Annotated in this window: 26 protein-coding genes; 14 read left to right on the top strand and 12 right to left on the bottom strand. The window is 65.7% G+C overall.

The annotated features are described in order from the left end of the window. A partial coding sequence (locus FPZ61_RS13990; RefSeq protein WP_304623102.1) for a sigma factor-like helix-turn-helix DNA-binding protein occupies positions 1–268 on the top strand: 268 nt, incomplete at its 5' end. 4 nt (positions 269–272) lie between these two features. Further along, positions 273–533 (top strand): hypothetical protein, encoded by a 261-nt coding sequence (locus tag FPZ61_RS13985; RefSeq protein WP_185467217.1) that lies wholly within the window; start codon positions 273–275, stop codon positions 531–533. Here the strand turns inward: FPZ61_RS13985 and FPZ61_RS13980 are convergent, their stop codons facing one another. The 3 genes from FPZ61_RS13980 to FPZ61_RS13970 form a co-directional block, all read right to left on the bottom strand. Next, a complete protein-coding gene (locus tag FPZ61_RS13980) occupies positions 534–1,151 on the bottom strand; it encodes an alpha-ketoglutarate-dependent dioxygenase AlkB (protein WP_185467216.1) in 618 nt (205 codons plus the stop codon). It lies immediately after the preceding gene. Positions 1,152–1,164: 13 nt separating this feature from the next. Continuing rightward, positions 1,165–1,632: a hypothetical protein gene (locus FPZ61_RS13975; protein WP_185467215.1), complete on the bottom strand. Its 468-nt coding sequence runs from the start codon at positions 1,630–1,632 to the stop codon at positions 1,165–1,167. Positions 1,633–1,694: 62 nt separating this feature from the next. Continuing rightward, positions 1,695–3,389 (bottom strand): AarF/ABC1/UbiB kinase family protein, encoded by a 1,695-nt coding sequence (locus tag FPZ61_RS13970; protein WP_185467214.1) that lies wholly within the window; start codon positions 3,387–3,389, stop codon positions 1,695–1,697. 80 nt (positions 3,390–3,469) lie between these two features. Here FPZ61_RS13970 and FPZ61_RS13965 point away from each other — a divergent pair, with 80 nt between their 5' ends. The 3 genes from FPZ61_RS13965 to FPZ61_RS13955 are packed head-to-tail and all read left to right on the top strand — an operon-like array spanning position 3,470 to position 6,392. After that, complete coding sequence (locus FPZ61_RS13965) at positions 3,470–4,846, top strand: aminotransferase class I/II-fold pyridoxal phosphate-dependent enzyme (protein WP_185467213.1); 1,377 nt, start codon at positions 3,470–3,472, stop codon at positions 4,844–4,846. Next, on the top strand, positions 4,846–5,511 hold the full coding sequence (gene cbiT / locus FPZ61_RS13960) for a precorrin-6Y C5,15-methyltransferase subunit CbiT (protein WP_255441646.1): 666 nt from the start codon (positions 4,846–4,848) through the stop codon (positions 5,509–5,511). Before FPZ61_RS13965 ends, cbiT begins: the two co-directional genes overlap by 1 nt. Further along, positions 5,508–6,392, top strand: coding sequence for a phosphatidate cytidylyltransferase (locus FPZ61_RS13955; protein WP_185467212.1), 885 nt, complete (start codon positions 5,508–5,510; stop codon positions 6,390–6,392). Before cbiT ends, FPZ61_RS13955 begins: the two co-directional genes overlap by 4 nt. Positions 6,393–6,431: 39 nt before the next feature. On the opposite strand, the gene FPZ61_RS13950 is transcribed toward FPZ61_RS13955, so the two are convergent. Next, a complete protein-coding gene (locus FPZ61_RS13950; RefSeq protein ID WP_221630189.1) occupies positions 6,432–7,088 on the bottom strand; it encodes a DUF2993 domain-containing protein in 657 nt (218 codons plus the stop codon). A gap of 172 nt (positions 7,089–7,260) precedes the next feature. Between FPZ61_RS13950 and FPZ61_RS13945 the strand changes: the two genes are divergently transcribed. Next, complete coding sequence (locus FPZ61_RS13945; protein ID WP_185467211.1) at positions 7,261–8,220, top strand: outer membrane protein; 960 nt, start codon at positions 7,261–7,263, stop codon at positions 8,218–8,220. 36 nt (positions 8,221–8,256) lie between these two features. Here FPZ61_RS13945 and FPZ61_RS13940 read toward each other — a convergent pair whose 3' ends face one another. The 4 genes from FPZ61_RS13940 to FPZ61_RS13925 form a co-directional block, all read right to left on the bottom strand. Further along, positions 8,257–9,129 (bottom strand): alpha/beta fold hydrolase, encoded by an 873-nt coding sequence (locus tag FPZ61_RS13940; protein ID WP_185467221.1) that lies wholly within the window; start codon positions 9,127–9,129, stop codon positions 8,257–8,259. A 14-nt stretch (positions 9,130–9,143) separates the two neighbouring features. Next, positions 9,144–10,262 carry an iron-containing alcohol dehydrogenase family protein gene (locus FPZ61_RS13935; RefSeq protein WP_185467210.1) on the bottom strand — a complete coding sequence of 373 codons (1,119 nt, stop codon included), beginning with the start codon at positions 10,260–10,262 and terminating at the stop codon, positions 9,144–9,146. Between the two features lie 7 nt (positions 10,263–10,269). Then, positions 10,270–12,840, bottom strand: coding sequence for an ATP-dependent Clp protease ATP-binding subunit (locus FPZ61_RS13930; protein WP_185467209.1), 2,571 nt, complete (start codon positions 12,838–12,840; stop codon positions 10,270–10,272). 221 nt (positions 12,841–13,061) lie between these two features. Beyond that, positions 13,062–13,535 carry a GNAT family N-acetyltransferase gene (locus tag FPZ61_RS13925; protein ID WP_185467208.1) on the bottom strand — a complete coding sequence of 158 codons (474 nt, stop codon included), beginning with the start codon at positions 13,533–13,535 and terminating at the stop codon, positions 13,062–13,064. A gap of 45 nt (positions 13,536–13,580) precedes the next feature. Between FPZ61_RS13925 and lysA the strand changes: the two genes are divergently transcribed. The 7 genes from lysA (at position 13,581) to FPZ61_RS13890 (ending at position 20,622) form a co-directional block, all read left to right on the top strand. Then, a complete protein-coding gene (gene lysA, locus FPZ61_RS13920; RefSeq protein WP_185474872.1) occupies positions 13,581–14,975 on the top strand; it encodes a diaminopimelate decarboxylase in 1,395 nt (464 codons plus the stop codon). 20 nt (positions 14,976–14,995) lie between these two features. Then, positions 14,996–15,859: a diadenylate cyclase CdaA gene (gene cdaA, locus FPZ61_RS13915; RefSeq protein WP_185467220.1), complete on the top strand. Its 864-nt coding sequence runs from the start codon at positions 14,996–14,998 to the stop codon at positions 15,857–15,859. Beyond that, positions 15,856–16,659 (top strand): isoprenyl transferase, encoded by an 804-nt coding sequence (locus FPZ61_RS13910; RefSeq protein ID WP_255441645.1) that lies wholly within the window; start codon positions 15,856–15,858, stop codon positions 16,657–16,659. Before cdaA ends, FPZ61_RS13910 begins: the two co-directional genes overlap by 4 nt. A 33-nt stretch (positions 16,660–16,692) precedes the next feature. After that, positions 16,693–17,694, top strand: coding sequence for a biotin synthase BioB (gene bioB, locus FPZ61_RS13905; RefSeq protein ID WP_185467206.1), 1,002 nt, complete (start codon positions 16,693–16,695; stop codon positions 17,692–17,694). Beyond that, on the top strand, positions 17,691–18,626 hold the full coding sequence (locus FPZ61_RS13900; RefSeq protein ID WP_185467205.1) for a rhodanese-related sulfurtransferase: 936 nt from the start codon (positions 17,691–17,693) through the stop codon (positions 18,624–18,626). The genes bioB and FPZ61_RS13900 overlap by 4 nt, the downstream gene beginning before the upstream one ends. A gap of 503 nt (positions 18,627–19,129) precedes the next feature. Next, positions 19,130–20,110: a DUF952 domain-containing protein gene (locus tag FPZ61_RS13895; protein WP_185467218.1), complete on the top strand. Its 981-nt coding sequence runs from the start codon at positions 19,130–19,132 to the stop codon at positions 20,108–20,110. Further along, complete coding sequence (locus FPZ61_RS13890) at positions 20,107–20,622, top strand: hypothetical protein (protein WP_185467204.1); 516 nt, start codon at positions 20,107–20,109, stop codon at positions 20,620–20,622. Before FPZ61_RS13895 ends, FPZ61_RS13890 begins: the two co-directional genes overlap by 4 nt. Positions 20,623–20,708: 86 nt before the next feature. Here FPZ61_RS13890 and FPZ61_RS15355 read toward each other — a convergent pair whose 3' ends face one another. The 4 genes from FPZ61_RS15355 to FPZ61_RS13880 form a co-directional block, all read right to left on the bottom strand. Continuing rightward, positions 20,709–21,011: a DUF1214 domain-containing protein gene (locus tag FPZ61_RS15355; protein ID WP_221630188.1), complete on the bottom strand. Its 303-nt coding sequence runs from the start codon at positions 21,009–21,011 to the stop codon at positions 20,709–20,711. A gap of 9 nt (positions 21,012–21,020) precedes the next feature. Beyond that, complete coding sequence (locus FPZ61_RS15350; RefSeq protein ID WP_221630187.1) at positions 21,021–21,326, bottom strand: hypothetical protein; 306 nt, start codon at positions 21,324–21,326, stop codon at positions 21,021–21,023. 179 nt (positions 21,327–21,505) lie between these two features. Further along, positions 21,506–22,144 carry a DUF1254 domain-containing protein gene (locus FPZ61_RS15345; protein WP_221630186.1) on the bottom strand — a complete coding sequence of 213 codons (639 nt, stop codon included), beginning with the start codon at positions 22,142–22,144 and terminating at the stop codon, positions 21,506–21,508. Positions 22,145–22,299: 155 nt separating this feature from the next. Then, complete coding sequence (locus FPZ61_RS13880; protein WP_221630185.1) at positions 22,300–23,070, bottom strand: hypothetical protein; 771 nt, start codon at positions 23,068–23,070, stop codon at positions 22,300–22,302. 999 nt (positions 23,071–24,069) lie between these two features. Here FPZ61_RS13880 and FPZ61_RS15340 point away from each other — a divergent pair. Continuing rightward, positions 24,070–24,271: hypothetical protein (locus FPZ61_RS15340; RefSeq protein WP_221630184.1), on the top strand; the 202-nt coding region annotated here is incomplete at its 3' end.

Here is a 24,271-nt window from a genome sequence, read left to right as displayed (position 1 = left end):
GCTGCAGGCGGACGGGACGCTGCCGGCGGAGAGCGTGGACGGGGAATGCCTGCGGGGGGACATGCGTGCGCTGCTGGAGCAACTGCCGGAACTGCAGCGGAACGTGCTGACCATGCGCTTCGGCATCAACGGCGAGGAGCCGATGAGCCTCACCTCGATCGCCCGCACCCTGGGCATGAGCCGCGACAAGACTCGCAACCTGGAGCGACGCGCCCTCGATGGCATCCGCTCCCGCTCCTGCCGCCTGGAGGGCTATCTGGCCGCCTGAGCCGATGCCCTTTTTCGAGGTTTACTGGCGCGGGCATTGCATCGCCGATGCCGGCGACCTGGAGGAGGCCCTCGTTTGTTATGCCGAGATCCGTCCCAAGGAGTCGAGCTGGCAAGAGGCCTTCGATCAGGCCCTGGCCGAAGGCGATCCGCTCCCCGTGGTGTGCCGCTACCGCTCCTTCGAGGCCTTTCTCGACAACGAGGAGCCGCAGGAGACGATCCCCATCACCGTGGCGATGCTTGAGGCCGCCGGAAGCGAGGCCTGATCAGTCGCTGGCCGCCTGGGGCCTGATCAGCCGGAACGTGAGGTTCAGGCGTTCCTGGCTCACCCGCCGACGCCGCGGCAAGGAATGCAGCCAGTGCTGCTGGGTCGGGGGGTCCATCACCAGAAGATCACCGTGGCCCAGCTCCAGGCTGATCGGACGCACACCCTCGGCCTGACGGGCCCGGGGCCTGAGGCGGAAGCTGCGGGTGGCCCCCAGGCTGAGGGAGGCGATCGGCGCTTGAGGCTCAAGCTCGGCTTCATCGTCGGCATGCCAGCCCATGGCGCCGTCGCCGTCGCGGTAACGGTTGAGCAGCACCGAGTTGAAGCGCCAGCCCAGGGTGGCCGCAAGGGCCTCACGGATCTGGCGCAGTGGTTCTGACCAGGGCTGGGGCTCATTGGCCAGGCCGCTGTAGCGGTAGGAGCAACCGGGATCGGCCACCCAGCAGGTGAGCCTGGGCAGAGGGTGGGTGCGGCCGAACAGTGTGATCGACTCCTGGCGCCAGGGGATCTCCTGCTGCAACCGGCTCATCTGCCCGCCTGGATCGTCGGCCCACCCAGGCCAGAGGCGAAGGGCCAGGCCAGGGGCCTGCCAGCGTTGGATTTCACCCGCCGGCTCCATCCTGACGACGGCCTCAGAAGAACTGATCGAAATTGTCGAAGTCCACGGCCTTGAAGCTGCCGTCCTGGACCTGACGCATCAGCCCTTCCAGCTGCACCCAGAGGGCGCCACCGGTGAGCAGGGAGAGCAACAGGGCCACCAGCAGGGCCGTACCGCCAGCGAAGCCGAACACCTGCAGGCTGCCACCGATGAACAGCGTCACCCCAAGGATCAGCCCTGTGTAGGCCGCCACGGTCTCGACCACGGCCAGGGGAAGCAGGTTGAGTCGGTCCTGCTTCCAGCCGTCGAGTCGGTTCTGGACCAGCCGCGAGAAGGTCAGACCGCAGAGGATCGCGATCACCAGGCCCACCCCGGCCAGGAAGAAGGGGGGCTGCCCCACCGGCACGTACTCGAGCAGGAGGTCGGTGCCATCGAAATCGGCGAAGGAACCACTGGCGTACCCCTGGGTCAAGGCCTCGGAACCGGTGGGATCGCTGATCACGGGAACGGAGCCATCAGGGAGACGCTGACCCTAGCGATCGAAAGGGAGTGCCTCGATCCTGCTCAGACCGCCGGAGCCAGGGGGTTGAGCCGCTGCAGCATGCCTCCCGCCAGCTTGGCCGGGGAGAAGGTGCGTCGCAGCAGCCCCATCAGGGCGCGTAGGTCATCGGTGTTGAGGCGGTTGTCGCGCACCAGCATCAGCAGCAGCCGCTGGCGCAGGCTGCTGCCACGGGGACCGAGCAGCAGGCGCAGGCCAGCCCCGGCGACCGGCAGAAGATCAGGGTTGGCCTGGTCCTGCTCCACCACCCCCAGCAGGCTCTCCAGCCGTTCCAGCTGCAGGTGCCCCCGGCGATCGAAAAGGACTTCCAGCAGCTTCTCGCGCAGCTCGGCGGTGTCGCCGGCCAGCAGACGCCTGGCCACATAGGGATAGGCCACGCGGATGATCTTGAAGTCGGGATCGAGCCGCAGGGCCAGCCCTTCCTGGCTGACCACCGCTCGAATGATCAGGGCGAAGCGGGCCGGCACACGAAAGGGATAGTCGTACATCAACTCCGAGAATCGATCCGTGATCGCCTTGAAGTTGAACGAGCCCACGCTCTCCCCCAGCTGGCCGCCAAGCACGGACTCCAGAGCCGGCACGATCGGAGTCAGATCGGCGTTGGGTCGCAGGAACCCCAGGGTCTGGAAGTCAAGGGCAAGGGCTTCGAAATCCCGGTTGATCAGGTGCACCACCGCCCCGGTGAGGGTGAGGCGATCGGCATCGCTGATCGAATCCATCATCCCGAAATCCACATAGGCCACGTGGCCAAGGGGCCCGGAGCGCCCCGGCAGGGCGAAGAGATTGCCCGGATGGGGATCCGCATGGAAATAGCCGAATTCCAGCAGCTGCTGCAGGCCGGCCATCACCCCGGTGCGGATCAGAGCATCGGGCTCCAGCCGGTGAGACTCCAGCTCAAGCCGATCCTGGAGTTTGATCCCGTTGATCCAGCTGGTGGTGAGCACGTGGCGGCTGGAGAGCTGCCGCTCCACCCGCGGCACCGTCACGGCTGGGTTTTCGGAGAACAGGGCTGCGAAGCGCTCGGCGTTGTCGGCTTCGAGGCGGTAGTCGATCTCGTCGAAGAGGGTCTGGCCGAACTCATCGATGATGTCGCCGAGGCCGAAGCCCAGGTTCAGGGGCAGAAACGGCGCGGTGAGCACCCCCAGCAGACGGATCAGCACCAGATCGCGCCGGAGGAGATAGGCCAGGTTGGGCCGCTGAACCTTCACCGCCACCCAGTGGCCGGGGCTGAGTTCGGCCTTGTAGACCTGCCCCAGGCTGGCCGCTGCCACGGGGTAGGGCGGGAAGTGATCGAAGAGCACAGCGGCCGGGGCGCCCAGCTCCGCTTCGATCTCCGCCAAGGCGAGCTCGTGGGGGAAGGGCGGCAGGTTGTCCTGCAGCTGGGTGAGCTGGTCGAGCCAGTCGCGCCGGACCAGGTCGGGGCGGGTGGAGAGAGCCTGCCCCACCTTGATGAAGCAGGGTCCGAGCTGGGTGAGGGTCTGGAGAATGCGGCGGCCCAGGCGTTGCTGAACGGCGCGCTCACTGCTGCTGCCCTGGACCACCAGCACCAGGGCCAGCCAGCCCAGCTTCCAGAGCACCACCACCAGGCGTGACACCAGGATCCAGGGGCGCAGCAGCAACCAGCGCAGGTCGCTGTTGGGGTCGTAGCGCGGCGGAGGGGCTTCGACCCGGGCGGGGCGCGCAGGGGGGGCGGGGCGCACGGGAGAGCTGGCGGTGATGGTGGGAACTCCTGCGGCGCCTGTGGTGTCGAGATCAGACTCTAGAAAGTTCCCGGCTGGTGATGCTCCTGCTTTCGGCCCTGCGGGAGGTTCCCCCTCGCCTCGCTCTGCACCTGCCGGCCCATGGGCGTGGACGGGGGTTGGCGCCTGGCCTGCGCCAGTTGCTGCGGCGGCGTTCCGGCGCCTGGGACCTGCCGGAGCTGCCCGAGATCGGGGGGCCACTCGAGCCGGCCGGCGCCGTGGCCGAAGACCAGGCGGCCTGCGCCCGGCTGTTGGGAGCCGATCGCTGCTGGTTCGGGGTCAATGGCGCCAGCGGCATGCTGCAGGTGGCCCTGCTGGCCCTGGCCAGGCCCGGGGAGCGCGTGCTGCTGCCGCGCAATCTGCACCGCAGCCTGCTGCATGCCTGCGTGCTCGGGGGCCTGCGTCCGGTGCTGTTCGATCTGCCCTTCGACCCGGCCACCGGGCTGTGGCTGCCCCCCTCCCCCGCCTGGTTGCAGCAACGTCTGGAGCAGGCCCCTCCCCTGGCGGCGCTGGTGCTGGTGCATCCCACCTACCAAGGCCTGGCGGGTGATCTGCAGGGTCTGATCGCGGTGGCTCATCGCCGGGGCCTGCCGGTGCTGGTGGATGAAGCCCATGGCGCCCACTTCGGCCAGCCCGGCCTGCCGATGGAAGCCCTGGCGGTCGGTGCCGACCTGGTGGTGCAGTCGCTGCACAAGAGCGCCGCAGGGCTGGCCCAGAGCGCGGCCCTGCTGCTGCGGCGCGGCCGCGTCAGCGAGGAGGCGGTGGAGCGGGCCCTGCTCTGGCTGCAGACCTCCAGTCCCAGCGCTCTGCTGCTGGCCTCGGCGTCTGCAGCCATCGAGCATCGCTACAGCGCGGCCGGGGCCAGGATCCTCGCGCGCGCACTCACTCGGGCAGGCCGTCTGCGGCAGGCGCTGGCGAGAGCGTCCCTGCCCCTGGTGTCCAACCAGGACCCCCTGCGCCTGGTGTTCCATAGCGCAGCCCTGGGCATCAACGGGCTGGCGGCCGACGCCTGGCTGCTCCAGAGGGGCGTGATCACCGAGTTGCCCGAACCGGGATGCCTCACCTTCTGCCTGGGGGAATGCCCTCCGCGGAGCGTGCCGACCGTTCTGCCCGCCAGCCTGAGCGAGTTGCGCCGGGCTCTGGGGGGGGCTGCACTTCCCCCCTTCACGCCACCGCCCATTCCTGCCCTGATGGAACCTGAACTGCCTCCGGGGGAGGCCTGGAGGCTGCCACAACAGGCTGTGCCCCTCGAGCAGAGCCTCTCGCGGCTGGTGGCGGAACCGATCTGCCCCTACCCCCCTGGAATTCCCCTGTTGATTCCAGGTGAGCGGATCGATGCGCCGCGGCTGGAGTGGCTGCTGGCGCAGCGGCACCTCTGGCCCGGTCAGATCGCTGATACGGTGATGGTCGTGGCCTGATGGGCGCTGAGCGGGTGGGCCAGAGGCGGCGAGAGGGCGACCCAGCCCGGAGATCCGAGCAGGATGGCGCCTTCCAGTGGGATTTCGTCACCCCTGGCCTGCCCGACCACGCCTTCCAGGACGCGCCGGGCTTCAGCCCCACCCCGCTCGAGCTGCGGGTGATGCTGCTGGCCCACCTGCGCCCCCGGGCCGATTCAACGGTCTGGGACGTGGGTGGAGGCACCGGGGCTCTGGCCCTGGAGATCGCCCGGCTGATGCCCCTGGGGGAGGTGCACACCCTGGAGCGGGATCCGGAGGCGATCGAGCTGCTGGAGCGCAACCGCCGGCACCTGGCGATCGAGAATCTTCACATCCACGCCGGCCAGGCGCCTGATGGCCTCGCCCTGCTGCCTCAGCACCCCGATCGGGTGGTCCTTGAGGTGGGGCGACCGCTGGCGAGTGTGCTGCGCGCCATCTGGGCAGCTTTGCAGCCACGGGGCCGGCTTGTGATCAGCACCGCCAGCCTGGAGGGTCTCGTGGATGCCACCGATACCCTGGGGCAGCTGGAAGCCCGGGACGTGCAGGTGGTGCAGGCCACAGTCCATCGCATGCAGCGCCGCGGCAGCCAGGCACGCCTGGCGGCGGCTGAGCCGCTGTTTCTGATCGCCGCCGAGCGCCACGGGTGAGTCAGGTTTCGCGGCCGCGCACCTCCTTCTCACGGCTGCTCAGCGGCTTCGCAGCGGGCGGCTTCGGGCTGGTGGTGGTGGGCCTGGGGGGCTGGTGGTTCACCGTCGCTGTGGGCGTGATCGTGCATCTGGGGCTGCTGGAGTTCTTCCGGCTGGCCCAGTTCAAGGGCATCCGGCCCGCCACCAAGACCACCCTGGTGGCCTGCCAGCTGTTGCTGTTCGCCACCCAGTGGGCCAGTGACGGCGGCATGGCGGTCGATCTGGCGGCTGCCGTGGTGCCGGTGTCAGGGGCGGTGATCTGCGGCTGGTTGCTGCTTCAGCCCGTGACCGGCACCATCGCCGACATCGCCGCCTCGATCTTCGGCCTCTTCTATCTGGGTTTTCTTCCCAGCCACTGGCTGCGTCTGCGCGATCTGCTCGAGCCGGCCCTGGCCCCCAATCTGCAGGGAGCCAGCTGGCCGTTCACGCCGGGCATGGCGCTCACCCTGATGGCCTGCCTGATGGTTGTGGCCACCGACATCGGCTCCTACGTGATCGGCCGGCGCTTCGGCCTCCACCCCCTCTCGCCGATTTCTCCTGGCAAGACGGTGGAAGGAGCTCTCGGGGGTGTGGCCAGCGCGGTGCTGGTGGGTGTGGTGGGCGGCCAGCTGCTGGGATGGCGCTGGGGCTGGGTGGCGGGCGGTCTGCTGGGCGGGGTGGTGTCGTTGTTCGCCCTGGTGGGTGACCTCACTGAATCAATGATGAAGCGGGATGCGGGAGTGAAGGACTCCGGTGATGCCATCCCAGGCCACGGTGGAATACTCGATCGGATCGACAGCTTCCTGTTCACGCCAGCGGTGGTCTTCTACTTCGTGATCCTTCTGGTGCCGTTGCTCGGCTGATGAGGCTGATGACTGCCTCGGAGATCGTTCTCCGGCTGCTCAGGGGGAGACCCGCGCTTCCCCCCGGAGCAGCAGCATCCCTCCCTCCAGCGTGGCGCTGTCGATGCGGATGTTCGGATCCATCGGCAGGCGTGCCCGCAGCTGTCCATCAAGATCACGGATCACCACCGTGCCCAGGTTCGCTTCCGTCCGGGTTTCCAGCTCCATCAGCCTGGGCTCCCCCTGGGCTTCGGCGGAGACGATCAGGGTGTCGCGATCGATTCGCAGCCGGTGCAGCGGTTTCAGACCCAGCAGCTGATCGCCCAGCTGGTCACTGAGGTCCTGCCACTGGGGGCGATGCAAGGAGCTGCTGAGACCAGCGCCGGTGAAGGCCACCAGGCCATGCACTCGGAAGGCCTGCTCCAGTTGCACGGGCTGGCCGCGCAGGACCCCACCGATCTGGATCTGCAGGCGATCACTCTGCAACTGCACCAGCTCGATCTCCAGCCCCTCGTAGATCACCTGCCGGGCCATCAGGCTCACTCCTTCCAGGCGGCCGCGCAACAGGTTGAGGGCCGAGCCATGCAGCTGAATCTCCAGGCTCCCGACGGCATCACACTGGCGGCGGATCCAGAGCTGGAGGCCGGAGGCGAGCAGCTGCAGCACAGGGCCGCTGCCGGGCAGACCCGACGGCTCGTCAGATGGAGCTCCAGCCATGCGAGCGACGGGGCAATGGGCTCTCCTAACAGAGCATCTTCCCTTGCACCGAGCCGGTCAGGCGTCCACGACAGTCGGCTGGTCTTCAGCAAAGGTGAAGCTCTGGCCAGCCTGGTGCGCTACGGCACAACCTTTGATTAGACCTTGGGTACAACGACGCTGTCTGTCCACCATGAACTCCAGAATTCCACTCGCAGTTCTGGCAGGAGTCGCCGCCAGCGCTGCGGGACTGTTCCAAGCCATCCCGGCCCGTGCCGCTGAACCGGCCAGCGAGGCTGCGCCCGGAACAGCGGCCCTGCTCGCCCCCGATGGCCGGGCCATCGCCCTCACACCCCCTGCCGATCGCGGTGCAGAGGACAGCGGGACCCTGTCCCAGAGCTTCGGTAGCAACGACGCACCGATCTATGAGCAGGCCACAGGCTGGTATGTCGGCCTGGGTCTCGGCGCCGCCTGGCCCACCGACACGGGCGTGCGTACCCGCAACCTCGATAACCGCGGCTTCGAGAACGTCAACGGTGATCTGAACTTCGGTGGTGGATTCTCCGGCGACCTCGCTGTCGGTTACGACTTCGGTGCAATCCGCACCGAGTTGAGTTATGTCTACACCCGGGCAAGCGTCAACGATGTTTCCTTCTCCTCCAACGGCAACGACTACAACCTGAGTTCGTCGGGTGTCATCAACAAGAACGACATCTTCGCCAGTGGCTACTGGGACATCAGCACCGGCAGCCGCTGGACGCCTTACGTCGGTGGTGGCGTCGGTTATACCAACCTCAGTACACCCCGCATCAGGGTCTCCAGAGGCGGCAACAGTGTTTCCACCGGCACCAGCAACCAGGGCCTGTTCGGATGGCAGGCCAAGCTGGGGGTCAGCTACGGCGTGAGCAACGCCAGTGACGTCTACCTCGAGGGCACCTACTCGGGTGCTTCCGGGTTCAGCGGCGACAACATCCGCTACGACTCCTACAACGATTTCGGTGCCAAAGTGGGCTTCCGCTATCGCTTCGGACAGCCAGCTCCCCAGCCCGTGGTGGTGGCCCCCGCCCCGGCCCCGGAACCGGCTCCCGAGCCGGCTCCGGGGCCCACCTACGAGCCCATGCCGGAGGCCGCTCCGATCCGCGGTCTCTGGTGAGCTGAGATCCCGCAGGCCTTCAGGCCGCCTCTGGGTTCAACAGATGGCGGCCACGGCCTCGGGTCGATCCAGGTGGGGAAGGTGGCCGCAGGCTGTCAGCTCTTCCACTCGCTCGCCCAGCAGAGCCAGGGCGGCCCGCTTCTGAGGTTGCCGCAGAATCCGGTCATCGGCCCCCCACAGCACCCGCAGGGGCTGAATCGGCAGGGGCTCACCGCAGCCTGCGAACCCTCCGCTGCGGGCAAAGCGTCCCAGCGCCGCACCCCAGCCGATCACCTGCAGATGCAGAGAGGCGATCTCCTCCTCTGCAGGACCCACGCTGACGTCGGGATCGGCGAAGGCCTGACGGCAGAGTCCGCGCCTCACCCCAGGCAGCGCCAGGAAACGCACCCCCAGGCGATCCAGCAGCGGTGGCAGGGGCATCGGACGACCGGTGAGACCTGCGGGGGCCAGCAGCAGCAGCCGCGACACCTGCTCGGGAAGGCGGCGGGCCAGCTCCACCGCCACGGAGCCCCCCATCGACGCGCCGATCACCCCCAGCCGAGCCTTCGAGCCCGGCCCCGCTGTTGCCTGGATGCGCTCCACGACCGCCACCAGATGTGCGATCACGCTGGCCGGCTCGTAGCGGCCAGCAGCAGGCCGGGGACTGAAACCGAAGCCGTAGAGATCTGGGATGTAGAGCCGAAAGCGGGGAGCCAGCAGGGGCGCCAGCCGGCGGAACTCCAGCAGGGAGCTGTCGAAGCCATGCAGGAGCAGCAGGGGTTCACCCTCTCCGAGCACTGCCACAGGCCAGCTTCCGCTGAAACCGGGGAGGTCCCACCACTGCACGCGCCCTGCCAGATCTCGCCCCTGGGGATCAAGCAGGTTGGTGGCGGCCCTGGCGATCAGCTCCGGCCCATGGCACCATTCCACCTGTGGGAAGCGAGTCAAGGGCTGCGCTCTGGGCAGAGGTTCGACTCGGCGGTGGTGCTCACCAGGGCGGCCAGCAGATCGTTGGGTCCCACAGGGAACGGCAGGTGATGCAGGTCGGAGTCGGGGCGTGTGGCGAAGGCACAGACGCTGTTGAGGTCGTTGAGGCTGGCCTCAGCCAGACCGAGATCCTCGAGCCGAACCGGCAGGCCCAGGACCCGGAACAAAGGGATGAGTTGACGACGGGCCTGGCTGGCCAGGCGGTGCCCACCGAGCAACTCCTCGAGGCGCAGCTGGGCGAGAACCCCGAAGCCCACCTTTTCCCCGTGGAGGAGGTGTCGGCAGGCCGGAAGCTGGGTGAGGCCGTTGTGGACGGCATGGGCCGCCACGGTGCGGCAGCGGGCACCACCGAGCCCTCCGATCAGGCCGGCCGTGAGCGCTGAAGCCTCCGCCACCCGCACCCAGGCTTCACCCCCCGGCTCCGCCAGGGCCACCTCCCCCTCCAGCAGCAACTGATCGCGCAGCACACGGGCCTGCTGGACCGCCTGCTGCACAAGCCCATCGCCACTGGCACCACTGCTCACTGAAGCCTCGTACCACTTGGCGATCGCATCGGCAATGCCACTGGCGAGGGTGCGCGGTGGGGACTGCAGCACCAGCTCGTGATCGAAGATCAGCAGGTCTGGGCAGCGATCCAGCACCACATCGGAGCGAAAGGCCCCATCCGGTGAGTAAAGGTTCGCCAGAGCCGTCCAGCCAGCGCAGGTGGCGGCGCTGGTGGGCACGGTGATGCAGGCCAGACCAAGGCGGTGGGCCAGCAGTTTGCCGGCATCCAGCACCTTGCCGCCACCCATGGCGATCACCCCGTCGCAGCGGCTGCTTCTGGCCTCCGCCTCCAGGCGCTGCAGGTCATCGTCGCAGCAGTCGAACCGGAGGTTGGCTGCCCAGGGGTCGAGCCCCAGACGCTTCAGATCCGTGAGGGCCTGATCGCGCAGGGGTTGGGTGACCCGGCTACGGCCCAGCAGCAGTGGGCGGCGGCAGAGGGAGGAAACGGCATCCAGGGAGGACGACCATGCCGATCGTCCCCGCACCAGGCGGGCCGGGGCGATCGCGTGCTGACTGAGGGCTGTGACCATCAAGGCGTCAGACGCTGGCTCCGGCCAGTTCCGGCTCCGCGACGACCGTCTGATGGCGGATCACCACCTGCTTCTCGTCGTTGACATCGACCAGGGCCGAATCGCCTTCCTTCAGGCGCCCGGAGAGGAATTCCTCCGCCAGGGAGTCTTCGAGCAGGCGCATCACTGCCCGGCGCAGGGGACGGGCCCCATAGCTGGGGTTGTAACCCTCCTCGACCAGACGCTCCTTGAAGGCCTCGGTGACCGAGAGACCGATGCCTTTCTCCTGCATGCGGGCGAAGACTTCGCGCAACATGATCTCGGCAATCTCCTTGACCTCGTCGCGACTGAGTTGCCGGAAGACGATGATCTCGTCGAGACGGTTGAGGAACTCAGGACGGAAGTACTGCTTCAGTTCCTCATTCACCAGGGAACGGATTCGGTTGTACTGCGTTTCCTCGGCAGCGGCGCCGGAGAATTCAAAGCCGAGACCACCACCGCCTTTCTCGATCACTTTCGAACCGATGTTCGAGGTCATGATGATCAGCGTGTTCTTGAAATCAACCGTGCGACCCTTGGAATCGGTCAGGCGACCATCTTCCAGAAGCTGCAACAGAAGGTTGAACACATCGGGGTGAGCTTTCTCGATTTCATCGAACAGCACCACGGTGTAGGGGCGACGGCGCACGGCCTCGGTGAGCTGTCCGCCTTCGTTGAAGCCCACGTAGCCAGGAGGTGAACCGATCAGCTTGCTGACGGTGTGCCGCTCCATGAACTCGGACATGTCGAGGCGGATCATCGCCTCTTCGCTACCGAAGAAATAGGCGGCCAGAGCCTTGGTGAGCTCGGTTTTGCCCACGCCTGTGGGGCCGGAGAAAATGAAGCTGGCGATGGGGCGGTTGGGGTTCTTGAGACCCACGCGGGCACGGCGGATCGCCTTGGAGACCGCCTTGACGGCCTCGTCCTGGCCGATCAGCCGCTGGTGCAGGGTGTCTTCCATGTTCAGCAGCTTCACCGATTCACTCTCGGTGAGCTTCTGAACGGGAACACCCGTCCAGGAGGCCACGATCTGGGCGATGTCCTCCTCGGTGACCACCGGATGGCGTTCGCCGCTGGAAGAGGCGAGGGCATTGTCGGCGGCACTGCTGGCCTCAGCCTCCGCCATGGCCTCCTCGGATCCCTCGGCGGCAGTGGAAGCGGCCGGTTCCTCATCGCGCCGGGCCTGGAGAATCGAGCGGATCTGATCGCGCAGTTCCACTTCCTTGTCGCGCAGTTCACCGGCTTTGCTGAAATCCTGCTCGCGGACGGAATCCTCTTTCTGCTTCTGGATGGTGCGCAGTTGCTTGTCGATTTCCTTGGCGGCCGGTGGCAGCTTGGAGTTCATCAGGCGCACACGACTGCCGGCTTCATCGACCAGGTCGATGGCCTTGTCGGGCAGGAAGCGATCGGAGATGTACCGATCGCCGAGGGTGGCGGCAGCCACCAGGGCCTCATCGCTGATCTTGAGGCGGTGGTGCTGTTCGTAGCGCTCGCGCAGCCCGCGCAGGATCTCAATGGTGTCGACCACGGAAGGCTCACCGACCATCACCGGCTGGAAGCGACGCTCGAGAGCTGCATCGCGCTCGATGTGCTTGCGATACTCATCGAGTGTGGTGGCTCCGATGCACTGCAGCTCACCGCGGGCCAGGGCCGGCTTGAGGATGTTGGCAGCATCGATGGCCCCTTCGGCAGCACCGGCACCGATCAGGGTGTGAACCTCATCGATCACCAGGATCACGTTGCCCGCGCCACGGATCTCTTCCATGATCTTCTTGAGGCGCTCCTCGAATTCACCCCGGTACTTGGTGCCGGCCACCAGCAGGCCGATGTCGAGGGTGAGAACGCGCTTGTCTTCGAGGATGTCGGGCACCTCGCCGATGATGATGCGCTGGGCGAGGCCTTCGGCGATGGCGGTCTTGCCGACGCCGGGCTCCCCGATCAGAACAGGATTGTTCTTGGTGCGACGGCCGAGGATCTGCACCACCCGATCGATTTCATTGTGGCGGCCGACCACGGGGTCGAGCTTGCCCTCCGAGGCCAGCTGGGTGAGGTTGCTGCCGAATTCATCCAGGGTGGGGGTCTTGGTGGAGCCCTTGCTGCCGCCGCCACCGGCGGTGACCTCGGCGGTTTCGCCGAGCATGCGGATCACCTGGGTGCGCACCTTGGCCAGGTCGACGCCGAGGTTCTCGAGCACACGCGCAGCGACTCCCTCACCCTCACGGATCAGGCCCAGCAACAGGTGTTCAGTGCCGATGTAGTTGTGGCCAAGCTGACGGGCTTCCTCCAGGGAGAGCTCGAGCACGCGCTTGGCACGGGGCGTGAACGGGATCTCAACAGCGACGAAGCCGGATCCCCGCCCGATGATCTTCTCCACCTCGACACGGGCGTCCTTGAGGTTGACCCCCATCGACTTGAGCACCTTGGCGGCCACACCGGTGCCCTCGCCGATCAGACCAAGCAGGATCTGTTCGGTGCCCACGAAGTTGTGGCCCAGCCTTCGGGCCTCTTCCTGGGCCAGCATGATCACCTTGATGGCCTTCTCGGTAAACCGCTCGAACATCTGCGGTGCCTGCGCAAGTCACCCCAACCTATCAGGGCTGAGAGGCTGTGTGTGATTCTGCGTTCCATTCCGGCGAACCCGCTGCCACAGCTGGCTCCTCGCTTCAAGATCGGCATATGTTCAAGGCCGAATTCGTTCGGCCTTACGCATCAACAAAGGGCGGCAATCCGAACCTTCATGAGTGCCAGTCAGAAGCCTTTCACTGACAGGCGAGTAAATGATCAGCTCGTGGGTCCGAGTTGGCACCATTGGATCAGAGCATCCTGGCCGTCGCGGTAGTAACCGCGACGGCGCCCACTGGTGCGGAATCCCAGCGACCCGTACAGCGCAAGGGCAGCCGTGTTGCTGGCCGCCACCTCGAGCGTGGCCCCGCTGGCACCGCGCGCGAGGCCCCGCTGAATCAACTGCGTCAGCAGCCATCGTCCGAGGCCGGTCCGCCTGTGAACGGGATGCACCAGCACCAACTGGATGTGCAGCTCATCGAGGATCAGCCAGCTGCTGGCCACGGCCAGGAGGTCCGGTCCGCGCTGGATTCCGAGCACGCAGTGCTGGGCGTCCTCCAGCTCCTGGTTCCACTGCTGCAGGTCCCAGCCGTGCGGCCGGCAGAGTTGCTCGAGGGTCTGGCACGCCTGCTCATCTCCCGGACCCAGTCTTCGCAACCTCAGTTCCAGGGACCCTGGGGCCTCGATGCTCATCCTTACGATTATCTGGATTCAGGACACAGCCCCAGGATGCCGCCGATGACCATTTCTCCCATCGCCCCGGCAGGCCAGGCCGTACGCCCACTTGAGGCGAGCGTCGATCGGGACAGTCCCAACCGCAACCTCACGCCCCTCAGCACCAGCCTCGACGGGGAGGATCGTCTCCAGGTGGGTGGCTGTGATCTCGGCGATTTGGCCCGCCGCTACGGCACACCGCTTTATGTGCTGGATGAAGACACCCTGCGGGCCAGCTGCCGGGCCTACCACGAGGCCCTGGCCGCCCACTATCCAGGACCCTCCCTGGCCCTCTATGCCTCCAAGGCCAACAGCAGCCTGGTGCTGAGTGCTCTGGTGGCCTCGGAAGGTCTGGGCCTCGATGCCGTCTCCGCCGGTGAGCTGCTCACCGCCCTGCAGGGGGGCATGCCCCCGGAGCGGATCGTTCTCCACGGCAACAACAAGTCGGATGAGGAGCTCTCCCTGGCGGTGACCCACGGCGTGACCGTGGTGGTCGACAACGACCACGACCTGGAGCGCCTGGCCGAACTCGCTCCCGCCGCCGGTCGGGTGGTGCCGCTGATGCTGCGCTTCACCCCCGGCATCGAGTGCCACACCCACGAGTACATCCGCACTGGCCACCTCGACAGCAAGTTCGGTTTCGACCCCGACCAGCTGGAGCCCGTGCTGCGCCGCCTGGCCGGTTCGGCCTGGGCACGCCTCACCGGCCTGCACGCCCACATCGGTTCCCAGATCTTCGAACTGCAACCCCACCGCGATCTGGCCGGTGTGATGGCCGATGCCCTGGCCCTGGCCCGTTCCCTCGGCCATCCCGTGACCGACCTGAACGTGGGCGGAGGTCTCGGCATCCGCTATGTGGCCTCCGACGACCCGCCGACCATCCAGGAGTGGGTGAAGGGAGTGGCCCAGGCGGTGATGCAGGCCTGCCGCCAGCGGAATCTCGAGCTGCCACGTCTGCTCTGCGAACCCGGTCGCTCCCTGGTGGCCACCGCCGGCCTGACCGTGTACACCATCGGCAGCCGCAAGCAGATCCCCGGGCTGCGGACCTACCTCTCGGTGGATGGGGGGATGAGCGACAACCCCAGACCGATCACTTACCAGTCGAGCTACACCGCCGTGCTGGCGGAGCGCCCCACGGCGGTGGCCACCGAGACGGTGACGGTGGCGGGCAAACACTGTGAATCCGGCGACGTGCTGCTGAGGGATCTGGCACTCCCCGCCAGCGCCAGCGGAGACCTGCTGGTGGTCTTCGCCACGGGGGCCTACAACGCCTCGATGGCCTCGAACTACAACCGCATCCCCAGACCGGCGGCAGTGCTGGTGCAGGGGGGTCAGTCGGAGCTGGTTCAGCGGCGGGAGCGACCGGACGAACTGCTGCTCCACGACGTGCTGCCCGAACGGTTTCGGCCGGTAGCATGAGGTGAGTGCTGCAGGGCTCTGTGATCTGGCTGAGGCTTCTCGATCTTCGCCTGCTGCTGGATCTGCTGTTTGCTTCAGCCCTCGGGGTGCTGCTTCTGGCCCGGGTGCGGGAATCACGCACCCTCTGGCTGCTGCGCGGCTGGCTTTTTCTGGTGGCGCTGGTCTGGGTGGTGCAGCGCTTCGCCAACCTTCCCCTCACCACCCGGCTGCTGGAGGCGGTGGTGCTGGGCTGCAGCCTGGCTCTGGCGATTCTCTGGCAGGGGGAGCTGCGGCGCTTGATGGAGCTGCTCGGCACCGGTCGCCTGGATGTGCTGCTGGGCAATCAGGCTGCCGACCAGGAGATGTCCGGAACAGTGGCCATGCTCACCGAAGCGGCTGGCCGGCTCTCTCAGGGACGACGGGGAGCGCTGATCCTGTTGGATCTGGGCAGCGATCTGCGCCCCGAAGACTTCCTCAACCCCGGCATCGAGCTCGATGCCATGCTCTCGGTGGATCTGGTGCTCAATCTGTTCGCCGCCGACACCCCGCTCCATGACGGGGCCCTGCTGGTGCGGGGAAACCGCATCCTCTCGGCCGGGGTGATCCTGCCCCTCTCCCGGCAGGGCATCACCCGCTACGGCACCCGACACCTGGCTGCCCTGGGCATCACGGAGCGCTTCGACCGCTGCCTCTGCATCGTGGTGTCCGAGGAGACCGGCACCCTGTCCCTGGCCCGTCAGGGCAAGCTTGAGCGACCGATCACCAGCAGCCGCCTCAGCGATCTGCTGGCGTCCGCCCTGGCCCCCTCCTCCTCGAAATCCCCGGCCAAGAGCCCGGGTGGTTCGGTGGTCCCGCTTCCCACTGGACGTACGGTGGCCGAGGACACGCCCGAATCCCGCGCATGAGTCGCTCGCCGGCGACCACTGACCCGATCCTGGCGTCAGCCCAGCCCTCGAAGCTGCTGCCGGCCTGCCTGGATCCCGCTCGGCTGCCTGCCCATGTGGCCGTGATCATGGATGGCAACGGCCGCTGGGCCCGTCGGCGACGACTGCCGCGCATGATGGGCCACCGCGAAGGGGTGGAAGCGCTCAAGCGCACCCTGCGCCTCTGCAGCGACTGGGGCATCGGTGCCCTCACCGTTTATGCCTTCTCCACGGAGAACTGGAACCGCCCGGGCGAGGAGGTGACCTTCCTGATGGCCCTGTTCGAGCGGGTGCTCGCCCGTGAGCTGCAGGCGCTGGAACGTGAGCGGGTTCGCATCCGCTTCCTGGGCGACCTGGAGCAGTTGCCGGAAGGACTGCAGGAGCGCATCGCCGCCGCCGAGGCCCGCACCGCCGCCAACACCGGCATCCACTTCAACGTCTGCACCAACTACGGCGGCCGGCGGGAGCTGGTGCAGGTGGCCAGGCGCCTGGCGGAGCGGGCCGCCCGCGGCGAGCTGGACCCTGCCGCGATCGACGAAACCGATTTCGAGTCCGAGCTGCTCACCGCTGGTGAGGTGGACCCCGATCTGCTGATCCGCAGCAGCGGCGAGTACCGCATCAGCAACTTCCTGCTCTGGCAGCTGGCCTACGCCGAGATTCACATCACCGATGTGCTCTGGCCCGATTTCAATGAGCAGGCCCTGCTGCGGGCCGTGCTGGATTACCAGGGCCGCCAGCGTCGCTTCGGGGGGGTCGAGCCCCTCCATCCCCCAGGGTCCTGAGCCATCTCCCTCCATCGTCCTTCCTTTGTCCCGTTGACCACCACCGTCCGCACCTCAGCCTCCGCGTCCGCCACCAGCTGCCCTGAACCGCGCCACGACTGGAGCCGCGGCGAGATCCTGGAGCTGCTGGAGATGCCCCTGATCGATCTGCTCTGGCGGGCCCAGACGGTGCACCGTGCCGCCAATCCGGGCTACCGGGTGCAGCTGGCCTCCCTGCTCAGCGTCAAGACCGGTGGGTGCGAGGAAGACTGTGCCTACTGCCCCCAGTCGATGCACAACAGCAGCGACGTGAGCGGGCGGCCGGAGCTGGAGGTGCAGCCGGTGCTGGCGCGGGCGCGGGCGGCGAAGGCGGCGGGCGCCCACCGCTTCTGCATGGGCTGGGCCTGGCGCGACATCCGCGATGGGGCCCCCTTCGAGGCGATGCTGGCGATGGTGCGCGGCGTGCGTGAGCTGGGCCTGGAGGCCTGCGTGACCGCCGGAATGCTCACCGATGGCCAGGCCGAGCGGCTGGCGGAGGCTGGGCTGACCGCCTACAACCACAACCTCGACACCAGCCCCGAGCATTACGACCGGATCATCACCACGCGCACCTACCAGGAGCGACTGGAAACCCTCGCCCGTGTGCGTCAGGCCGGCATCACCCTCTGCTGCGGCGGCATCATCGGCCTGGGGGAAACCAACGCCGATCGCGCCGGCCTGCTGCAGGTGCTCGCCAGCCTCGATCCCCATCCCGAGAGCGTGCCGATCAATGCCCTGGTGGCGGTTGAGGGAACCTCCCTGGAGCAACAGCCCCCCGTGGATCCGCTCGAGCTGGTGCGCATGGTGGCCACCGCCCGCATCCTGATGCCGTTCAGCCGGGTGCGCCTGAGTGCCGGCCGCGAGCAGCTCAGCCGTGAGGCGCAGATCCTCTGCCTCCAGGCAGGGGCTGATTCCATCTTCTACGGCGACACCCTGCTCACCACGGGCAACCCCGATGTGGTCGCCGACCGGGCGCTTCTGGCAGCGGCGGGGGTGCGTGTGGAGTCGGCGGTTTGAGCATCAGGATCGCGGCCTTCTACAAGTTCGTGACGTTCTCCGCCACCGAGTTGCCGCGTTGGCGCGAGGAGCTGCTGGAGCTGGCCGGGAGCGAGGGGGTGAAGGGGACCGTGCTGCTGGCGGAGGAGGGCGTGAACGGCACGATCGGCGGCCCCGAGGAGGGGGTGGCGGCGGTGCTCGCGTCCCTGCGTGCCGATCCACGCCTGGCGGATCTGGAGGCCAAGCTGAGCTGGAGCACGCGGCCCGGCTTTCACCGGCTCAAGGTGCGTCTGAAGCCCGAGATCGTGACCCTGGGACGACCCGAAGTGCGTCCCGCCGAGCGGGTGGGCACCTACGTGGCTCCCACGGAATGGGACAGCCTGATCGGCGATCCCGGCACCCTGGTGATCGACACCCGCAACACCTATGAGGTGGCGCTGGGAAGCTTCGAGGGGGCGATCGATCCGGGCCTGGAGCGCTTCGCTGATTTTCCCCGCTGGGTTGAAACGGTGCTGCGCCCCCTGGTGGCGGAGCGCACGCCCCAGGCCCTGGCGCTGTTCTGCACCGGTGGCATCCGCTGCGAGAAGGCCACCGCCCATCTGATTGAGCAGGGCTTTGGCGGAGTGCATCACCTCGAAGGCGGCATCCTGCGCTATCTGGAGCAGGTGCCGGAACCGAGCAGCCAGTGGCGGGGCGAATGCTTCGTGTTCGATCAGCGGGTGGCCGTGAATCACCAGCTTGAGCAGGGCGAGCACAGCCTCTGCCACGGGTGCCGCATGCCCCTGAGCCCCGGCGACCGCGAGCTGGAGAGCTACGTGGCGGGGGTGAGCTGCCGCCATTGCGTTGATGGTCTTTCCCCAGAGCGCCGCACCCAGCTGATGGAACGCCAGCGCCAGGTCGATCTGGCAGAGCAGCGGGGGCAGACTCACATCGCCCAGGTGTTCACCAGCTGAGGGGGCCCATGGCCGATTCGGTGATGGCGTCGTGGTCGACGTCTGAGGCCATCGAGACCTTCGTGGCCGCCTTTGAGAACGCCAGCCTGCCCCGCCGGCACTGGACCCACCGGGCCCACCTGCTGGTGGCTCTGGCGAGCGTGCAGCGGTGGGGGCATGACCAGGCCCTGGTCCATCTTCGTGAGCGGATCCGTGCCTACAACGAGGCCACCGGCACCTCGAACGGCAACAGCTACGGCTACCACGAAACCCTCACCCGTTGGTTCCTGCAGGCAGTGGCCGCTCACCAGGCCCGCCATCAGGAGCTGCCACTGACGGAATCCCTGGAGGTGCTGCTGGCCTCCCCGTTAGGAGATCCGGGCTGCCCCCTGGCGGCCTACTCGCCGGAGCGGCTGTGGTCAGTGGAAGCGCGCCACGGCTGGGTGGAGCCCGATCTGCGGCCCGGCGCAGGTCCGGCCGCCATCGCGGCGCAGGTGGCCGCACGGGAGATGCGGAGTGTACCCATGGCGGATCGGCCGGTCCTCTACAGCTTTCGCCGCTGCCCTTATGCGATCCGGGCCCGGCTGGCCCTGGCGGCGGCGGGACTGCAGCCCGGCCGCGATCTGGAGTTGCGGGAGGTGAACCTGAAGGCCAAACCACCGGAGCTGCTGGAGGCCTCCGTGAAGGGCACGGTGCCGGTGCTGGTGCTGCCGGCGGAGGGACGCGTGATCGATCAGAGCCTGGACGTGATGCGCTGGGCCCTCAAAGACCGCGACGCTGCCGAGGCGATCCCTGGGTCTGACACCCCTCGCCAAGCGGCCCAGCGGGCGTTGATCGAGGCGTTGATCGCCAGCAACGACGGCCCTTTCAAGCATCACCTCGATCGCTTCAAATACGCCGATCGCTACCCCGGTGCCGACGCAGAAGAGCACCGGGCGAAGGCTCTGGCAATCCTGCGGGAGTGGAACCAGCAGCTTCAGCATCTGGAGGATCGGACTTCCCTGGCTGATCTGGCCCTGTTGCCGTTTGTGCGCCAGTTCCGTCTGGCGGATCCGGAGGGGTTCGACGCCTCAGCGGGTCTGACGGTGCTTCGGGCGTGGCTGGAGCGGTTCCTCGCCAGCCCCGAGCTGGCAACGGTGATGGCCCCGCCCTGGGCAGCGCGAACCGCCTGGCACTCGCCGAGCTTCCTGTACCACTTCGCCCTGGCTGAGGACTGGCGCGCCGCCAGGAGCCAGGGGAGCTACCGCCGCTCCAGCCGGGGTCAGAGCCTGGAGGAGGTGGGCTTCATCCACGCCAGCCATGCCGCTCAGCTCCAGGCCACCCACCAGCGTTTCTACGCCGACGCCAACAACGTGCTGCTGCTCACGATCGATCCCCAGCGGCTGGCGGCTGCCGGCATCGCCGTGGAGGAGGAGCCAGCCCCCGGCAGCGGCGAGTTCTTCCCCCACATCCAGGGCCCTCTGCCCCTGGAGGCGGTGCTCGCCTGGGAGCCCTATCCCTCGTGAGCAGCCTGGGGGAGCTGGAAGCATGGGGGGCTTCGCAGGGGCTGCTGCTGCGCCTGCAGGTGAGCGGGTCTTCAGCGTTGCGTGGGCTGCGGGTGGGGGTGGCCCGCCGTGACCATCAGGGCGGGCCCCAGCTGCTGGGGGAGCTCAAAGGCTGGGCTGTTCCTCTACCCGAGGGCCTTCATCTCGACACCCTGCGCATCCAGGCGCCGCGCGGCGAAACCTACGCCTCCATGGTGGGTCCGCTGATCTGGGCTGCCAGCTTCGCCTGGGCCCTGGAGCACACCCACTGCAGGCGCGCCGTGCTGCTGGCCATCCGTGATGACGAGCACCAGCACCGCCGCCTGGTGCGTTACTTCCGCCGGCTGGGCTTCCAACCGGTGCGGGAGCTGGGCGCAGGGGTGCTCGACCTGCCGCAGCGACTGCTCTGGGGGGGCGCGGGATTGCTGATGCGGGGCGATTGCGCCGAGGGCCTGCGGCGCTGTGAACGCGGGCTTGGCCTGGGGCCTGAATGAACTGTTCCAGCCCTCATTCGGTGATGACCAGCGGCATCAGAACAGCGACCTGGTTCAGCCAGCGATACCGTCATCCATTCGCGTGTTTAAACCACCAGTTCCGGATCACCCGGAATCCATGTCTTGTCGCAGAAAGCCTCAAGCGGACCGTAGAGACGGAAAATGGTGTTCCATCGCTTGCTTGGATCGGTCTGGATCCAATTGGTTTCCAGACCTTCAGGAGCCTTTGGACCAATGCAAACATCGAAAGAATCGTCGGCATTCTGCTTCAGTCCCTCCTTGTTCTGGTCCAAACCCGGGACGCGCTGGTTGGTCTGGAGCCCCGAGCGGGTCTGGTTGTGACAGAGGGTGAATGACCAGAAATCCTTGGCGGGAACGTCCTTCGGCAAGTTGATCCTTTAGGTCTTGCCTCCATCGAGAGCATGGCCGTGCTTGTCGAGGCAGGCGATCGTGTACTTGGAACCCTTATCCACATTCTTGATCGCCATGGCGGGAGTAATACCGTTGGCGTAGAAGTGCATGTAGATCCGGGAGTCGAGCAACCGCTCACCATCAAGCCGGAAGTCGTAGCGCCCCTGGATGAAAGGATTTGTCCAGACCCGCTCACCGGGATAGAGGTAGTGGCGCAGATCTGCCGGACATGCCGTGAGGGCCCGTGCGGTAACGGACCCAATCGCAGCCGCATCGATTCGGATCGTCCTCATCCTCTCATCAGGCTTGAACTCCTTACCCTTCTTGATACCGATGGAAGCGAGCAATCTGCGCGTCTCCGGGCCCAGTCCGTGGATAGGCTCGGCCTGGATTGTGGAATTGAGTTCGTCCCAATAGCCGTAGTCCATCCGGTGAATGGTGTTACTATACTGACCAGAGATGTTAAGAAAGATCATATTCGGGGGATTGGATTGTCCTTCCCCGATAGCGGATGGATCTTGGAAATCTTCTTGGTGAACTCAACCGCTGGCTTCGGCGAACCATCGACCTGGAAACCACGCCAGACCACCCGGTTGCCATAGGTGTTGGTGTTCGCGACATGGAAGCCCTCGGGAATCTCAGCCTCGTAGCCGGGAGGCACGATCAGGAATTTCCCGCCCTTGGCCTTGTCGGGGCCAGCATTACCGAAATCGACCACATACTTGAACCATGCATCGTTGGGGAAGCCCAGGACACTGGGCGGGGTCTCGATGACCATCGGCTCATCGCTCAGTTTCAGCCATGCAGCCATGTAGACCGAGGTGGTATTCGGCGTGCGCCAGAAGGCCTTGGAGTCCATGAGTTCTTCAAAGAGAACTGCTGTGGTGTAGGCCGGCCCGTGCCTGAGCAAGCCATGCTTGACCCCATCCATTGAGGCGATCGGAATGCCGCTGAGGAAAGCCTCCGTGGCTCGGTTGAGATCGAGGTTGTCGTAGACCTTTTGCGTTGTCGCGGCGTCGGGAACGCCATTGACTGAAGCCAGGACCCCGATGGAGGTTTCAAGCTTGTCGGGGGTCTCGATCCCTGCGGGGATCTCGGTTAATATCTTCATCTTGGGCGACTCCGCCTGAGCTGAGTGTAGTTAGCCCATAAAAGAGTTGCCAATCATGACAGCAATCGAAAGGCGATGCAACTTTTCAGATGCTGTCCTATTGAAGAGCAAGATATTGGCAGCTCAGGCGGATCTGGATGCTAGCTGCCTGAGTCTTAGAACTTCCCGTTTTCATTCTTCCACTCGCTTCGCGGCGGTATCGTTTCCGCAGTATCCCAGTGCTCGACGATCTTTCCTCCCTCCACCCTGAATAAGTCGTAGAAAGATGTCTGGGCCCTGCCACGAAACCCTTCACAGCCCGTCAGCACAAAATTTCCTTCAGCGAGAAGGTGATGAATTTTTTGATAATGAACAGCGCTTTCAGGATCTTCCTCTGCCAGAGATGAGTACAACGGCCCCAAGCCATCTTTAAGACCGGGATTGTGCTCCGTGTATTCTTCTGACAGGAATTTATCCAGTTTTTGGATTTGCCTGCCTATCATTACGCATGATATGAAGCTCTTGACCAGTTCTCGATTTGATTCAGTCAAGGCCAGGTCAATCACAGCAGTTTGGCCATCAACCATCGTGTGCCCCGAAGGATTCGGCCCCTTCCTGGTTTGAATGTTGTCCCAATGTTCGACGGCTTGTTCACCCTCGAAACGGAAAACCTCAAACCCCACTCTGGATGTTGTAAAATCATACTCTGTGTGCCCGAATACGTAGTCGCCATCCGAGAATATCCGCACGATATTAACCCGCGGATTGGTCTTTGACAGCCGTTTGAAAAGAGCGGCCAATCCTTCGCCGCCTTCGTGGGTCTGGGGATTATGCTGAATGTATTTGTCTGGGTTTACGACGGCAACAGACTTTTCGTCACCGGTCTCGATGCCCTTCAACAGCGCGACGATCTGTTCTTTTCGTTTCGATGTTCGTTTCGATGTCACGGACATGCTTCTCCCGTTTTCTGACGGCTAACAAGTATTCAGGTGGATCCGGTATCCACCAGCCCCTCAGGCTCCATAAGATCCATGGGCCGTCATTGCCCGCAGCTGAAACCGCTGCCAGGATAAAGGCTTTTTCGGTCTTGTCCATCGTTGAGGACAGCTGAGGCGGTTCTGAGAACCCGATGTTCACAATATTACAAAAGTCCGCTTGGACCCATCGTTAAACAGAGAATTGATTCGGCATATTCCATTATATCGTGGTCATGATCGCTTCACCATGACCCAGACATTCACGGAGGGTTCGCATGACAGAATTGAGAAGCGCTGCCACCCAATCGGAGTGCACCCATATGGCCGCATGGGATTGAGGCATAGCCCCAAGGACCCTGCACTGATGGACTACGGATGACTAGGGCGCCTCCGATTCTGCAGGCCTGTTCTTCTTGGATCGAGCAGAAAAACCGAGACAACTGAGCTGTTTGTTGCAACCCCTATGGGTGCTGTGTGCCTGTTCTGCTCTGGCGCTGAGGTAAATGCTTTTCTTGGATAACCTGGGTCCCTGGCATCGTGCAGGCTGGGCGGGGCTCACGAACTGGCTCTTGCTCGAGACCCCCGGCTTACTCTGGGGTTTGCGCCTGCATACCCATTTCAACGACGACCAGCGGCGGTAGGTGCCCTGGGTGACCTCAATGGCTCGGCAGGCATCGGCGACGGTCTTGCCCTGGGCGATCAGCTGCTCAGCCGCCTCGGAACCTATCAGGGAAGTTGTCCGCTCGGGGTGCTGAGCTGAGCACCGTGATTGAGCTTACTGCGGGTTAAGGATCAGGGCCGCGAGGCTCGATCGTTGTCATCATCTCGATACGGGACTGTGGTTGAGGATGGAGCTGCCGGCCCCTGATCGCGGCTGTTGCCGATCGCGCCCACCGAGGGGCGCCATCGGACAGCCACGGGGGCCTGGATTGTTGAGGGTCAAGCCGCGACAGGTGTCTGCGGTCGGGGATGGTTGATGCTCACAACCTGTGGCTGGCTCCAGTCACGGATGTGACGACTCCAGCGCTGCGGATTCTTCTGCCGAGCTTTTTCGTAGGTCTGCTGACGGATGGCACAGATCCCAACGGCCTGGCCGTAGTGCCGCTGATTGGGCGTCACATACTTGATGCCGCTATGCCGGTGCTCAGCGTTGTACCAGCCGACAAAGCCA

The sequence above is a fragment of the Synechococcus sp. BSA11S genome, assembly GCF_014224355.1.
Lineage (GTDB): Bacteria > Cyanobacteriota > Cyanobacteriia > PCC-6307 > Cyanobiaceae > Regnicoccus_A.
Note: the sequence above shows the minus strand (reverse complement) of the source record. Positions and strands in the feature narration are given on the sequence as shown.

Coding starts and splice junctions, on each gene's coding strand:
- FPZ61_RS13985 (WP_185467217.1), top strand. CDS start 273: ATGCCCTTTTTCGAGGTTTACTGGCGCGGGCATTGCATCGCCGATGCC.
- FPZ61_RS13980 (WP_185467216.1), bottom strand. CDS start 1,151: ATGGAGCCGGCGGGTGAAATCCAACGCTGGCAGGCCCCTGGCCTGGCC.
- FPZ61_RS13965 (WP_185467213.1), top strand. CDS start 3,470: ATGCTCCTGCTTTCGGCCCTGCGGGAGGTTCCCCCTCGCCTCGCTCTG.
- cbiT (WP_255441646.1), top strand. CDS start 4,846: ATGGGCGCTGAGCGGGTGGGCCAGAGGCGGCGAGAGGGCGACCCAGCC.
- FPZ61_RS13950 (WP_221630189.1), bottom strand. CDS start 7,088: ATGGCTGGAGCTCCATCTGACGAGCCGTCGGGTCTGCCCGGCAGCGGC.
- FPZ61_RS13945 (WP_185467211.1), top strand. CDS start 7,261: ATGAACTCCAGAATTCCACTCGCAGTTCTGGCAGGAGTCGCCGCCAGC.
- FPZ61_RS13935 (WP_185467210.1), bottom strand. CDS start 10,262: ATGGTCACAGCCCTCAGTCAGCACGCGATCGCCCCGGCCCGCCTGGTG.
- FPZ61_RS13930 (WP_185467209.1), bottom strand. CDS start 12,840: ATGTTCGAGCGGTTTACCGAGAAGGCCATCAAGGTGATCATGCTGGCC.
- FPZ61_RS13925 (WP_185467208.1), bottom strand. CDS start 13,535: ATGAGCATCGAGGCCCCAGGGTCCCTGGAACTGAGGTTGCGAAGACTG.
- lysA (WP_185474872.1), top strand. CDS start 13,581: ATGACCATTTCTCCCATCGCCCCGGCAGGCCAGGCCGTACGCCCACTT.
- FPZ61_RS13910 (WP_255441645.1), top strand. CDS start 15,856: ATGAGTCGCTCGCCGGCGACCACTGACCCGATCCTGGCGTCAGCCCAG.
- FPZ61_RS13895 (WP_185467218.1), top strand. CDS start 19,130: ATGGCGGATCGGCCGGTCCTCTACAGCTTTCGCCGCTGCCCTTATGCG.
- FPZ61_RS15350 (WP_221630187.1), bottom strand. CDS start 21,326: ATGAGGACGATCCGAATCGATGCGGCTGCGATTGGGTCCGTTACCGCA.
- FPZ61_RS15345 (WP_221630186.1), bottom strand. CDS start 22,144: ATGAAGATATTAACCGAGATCCCCGCAGGGATCGAGACCCCCGACAAG.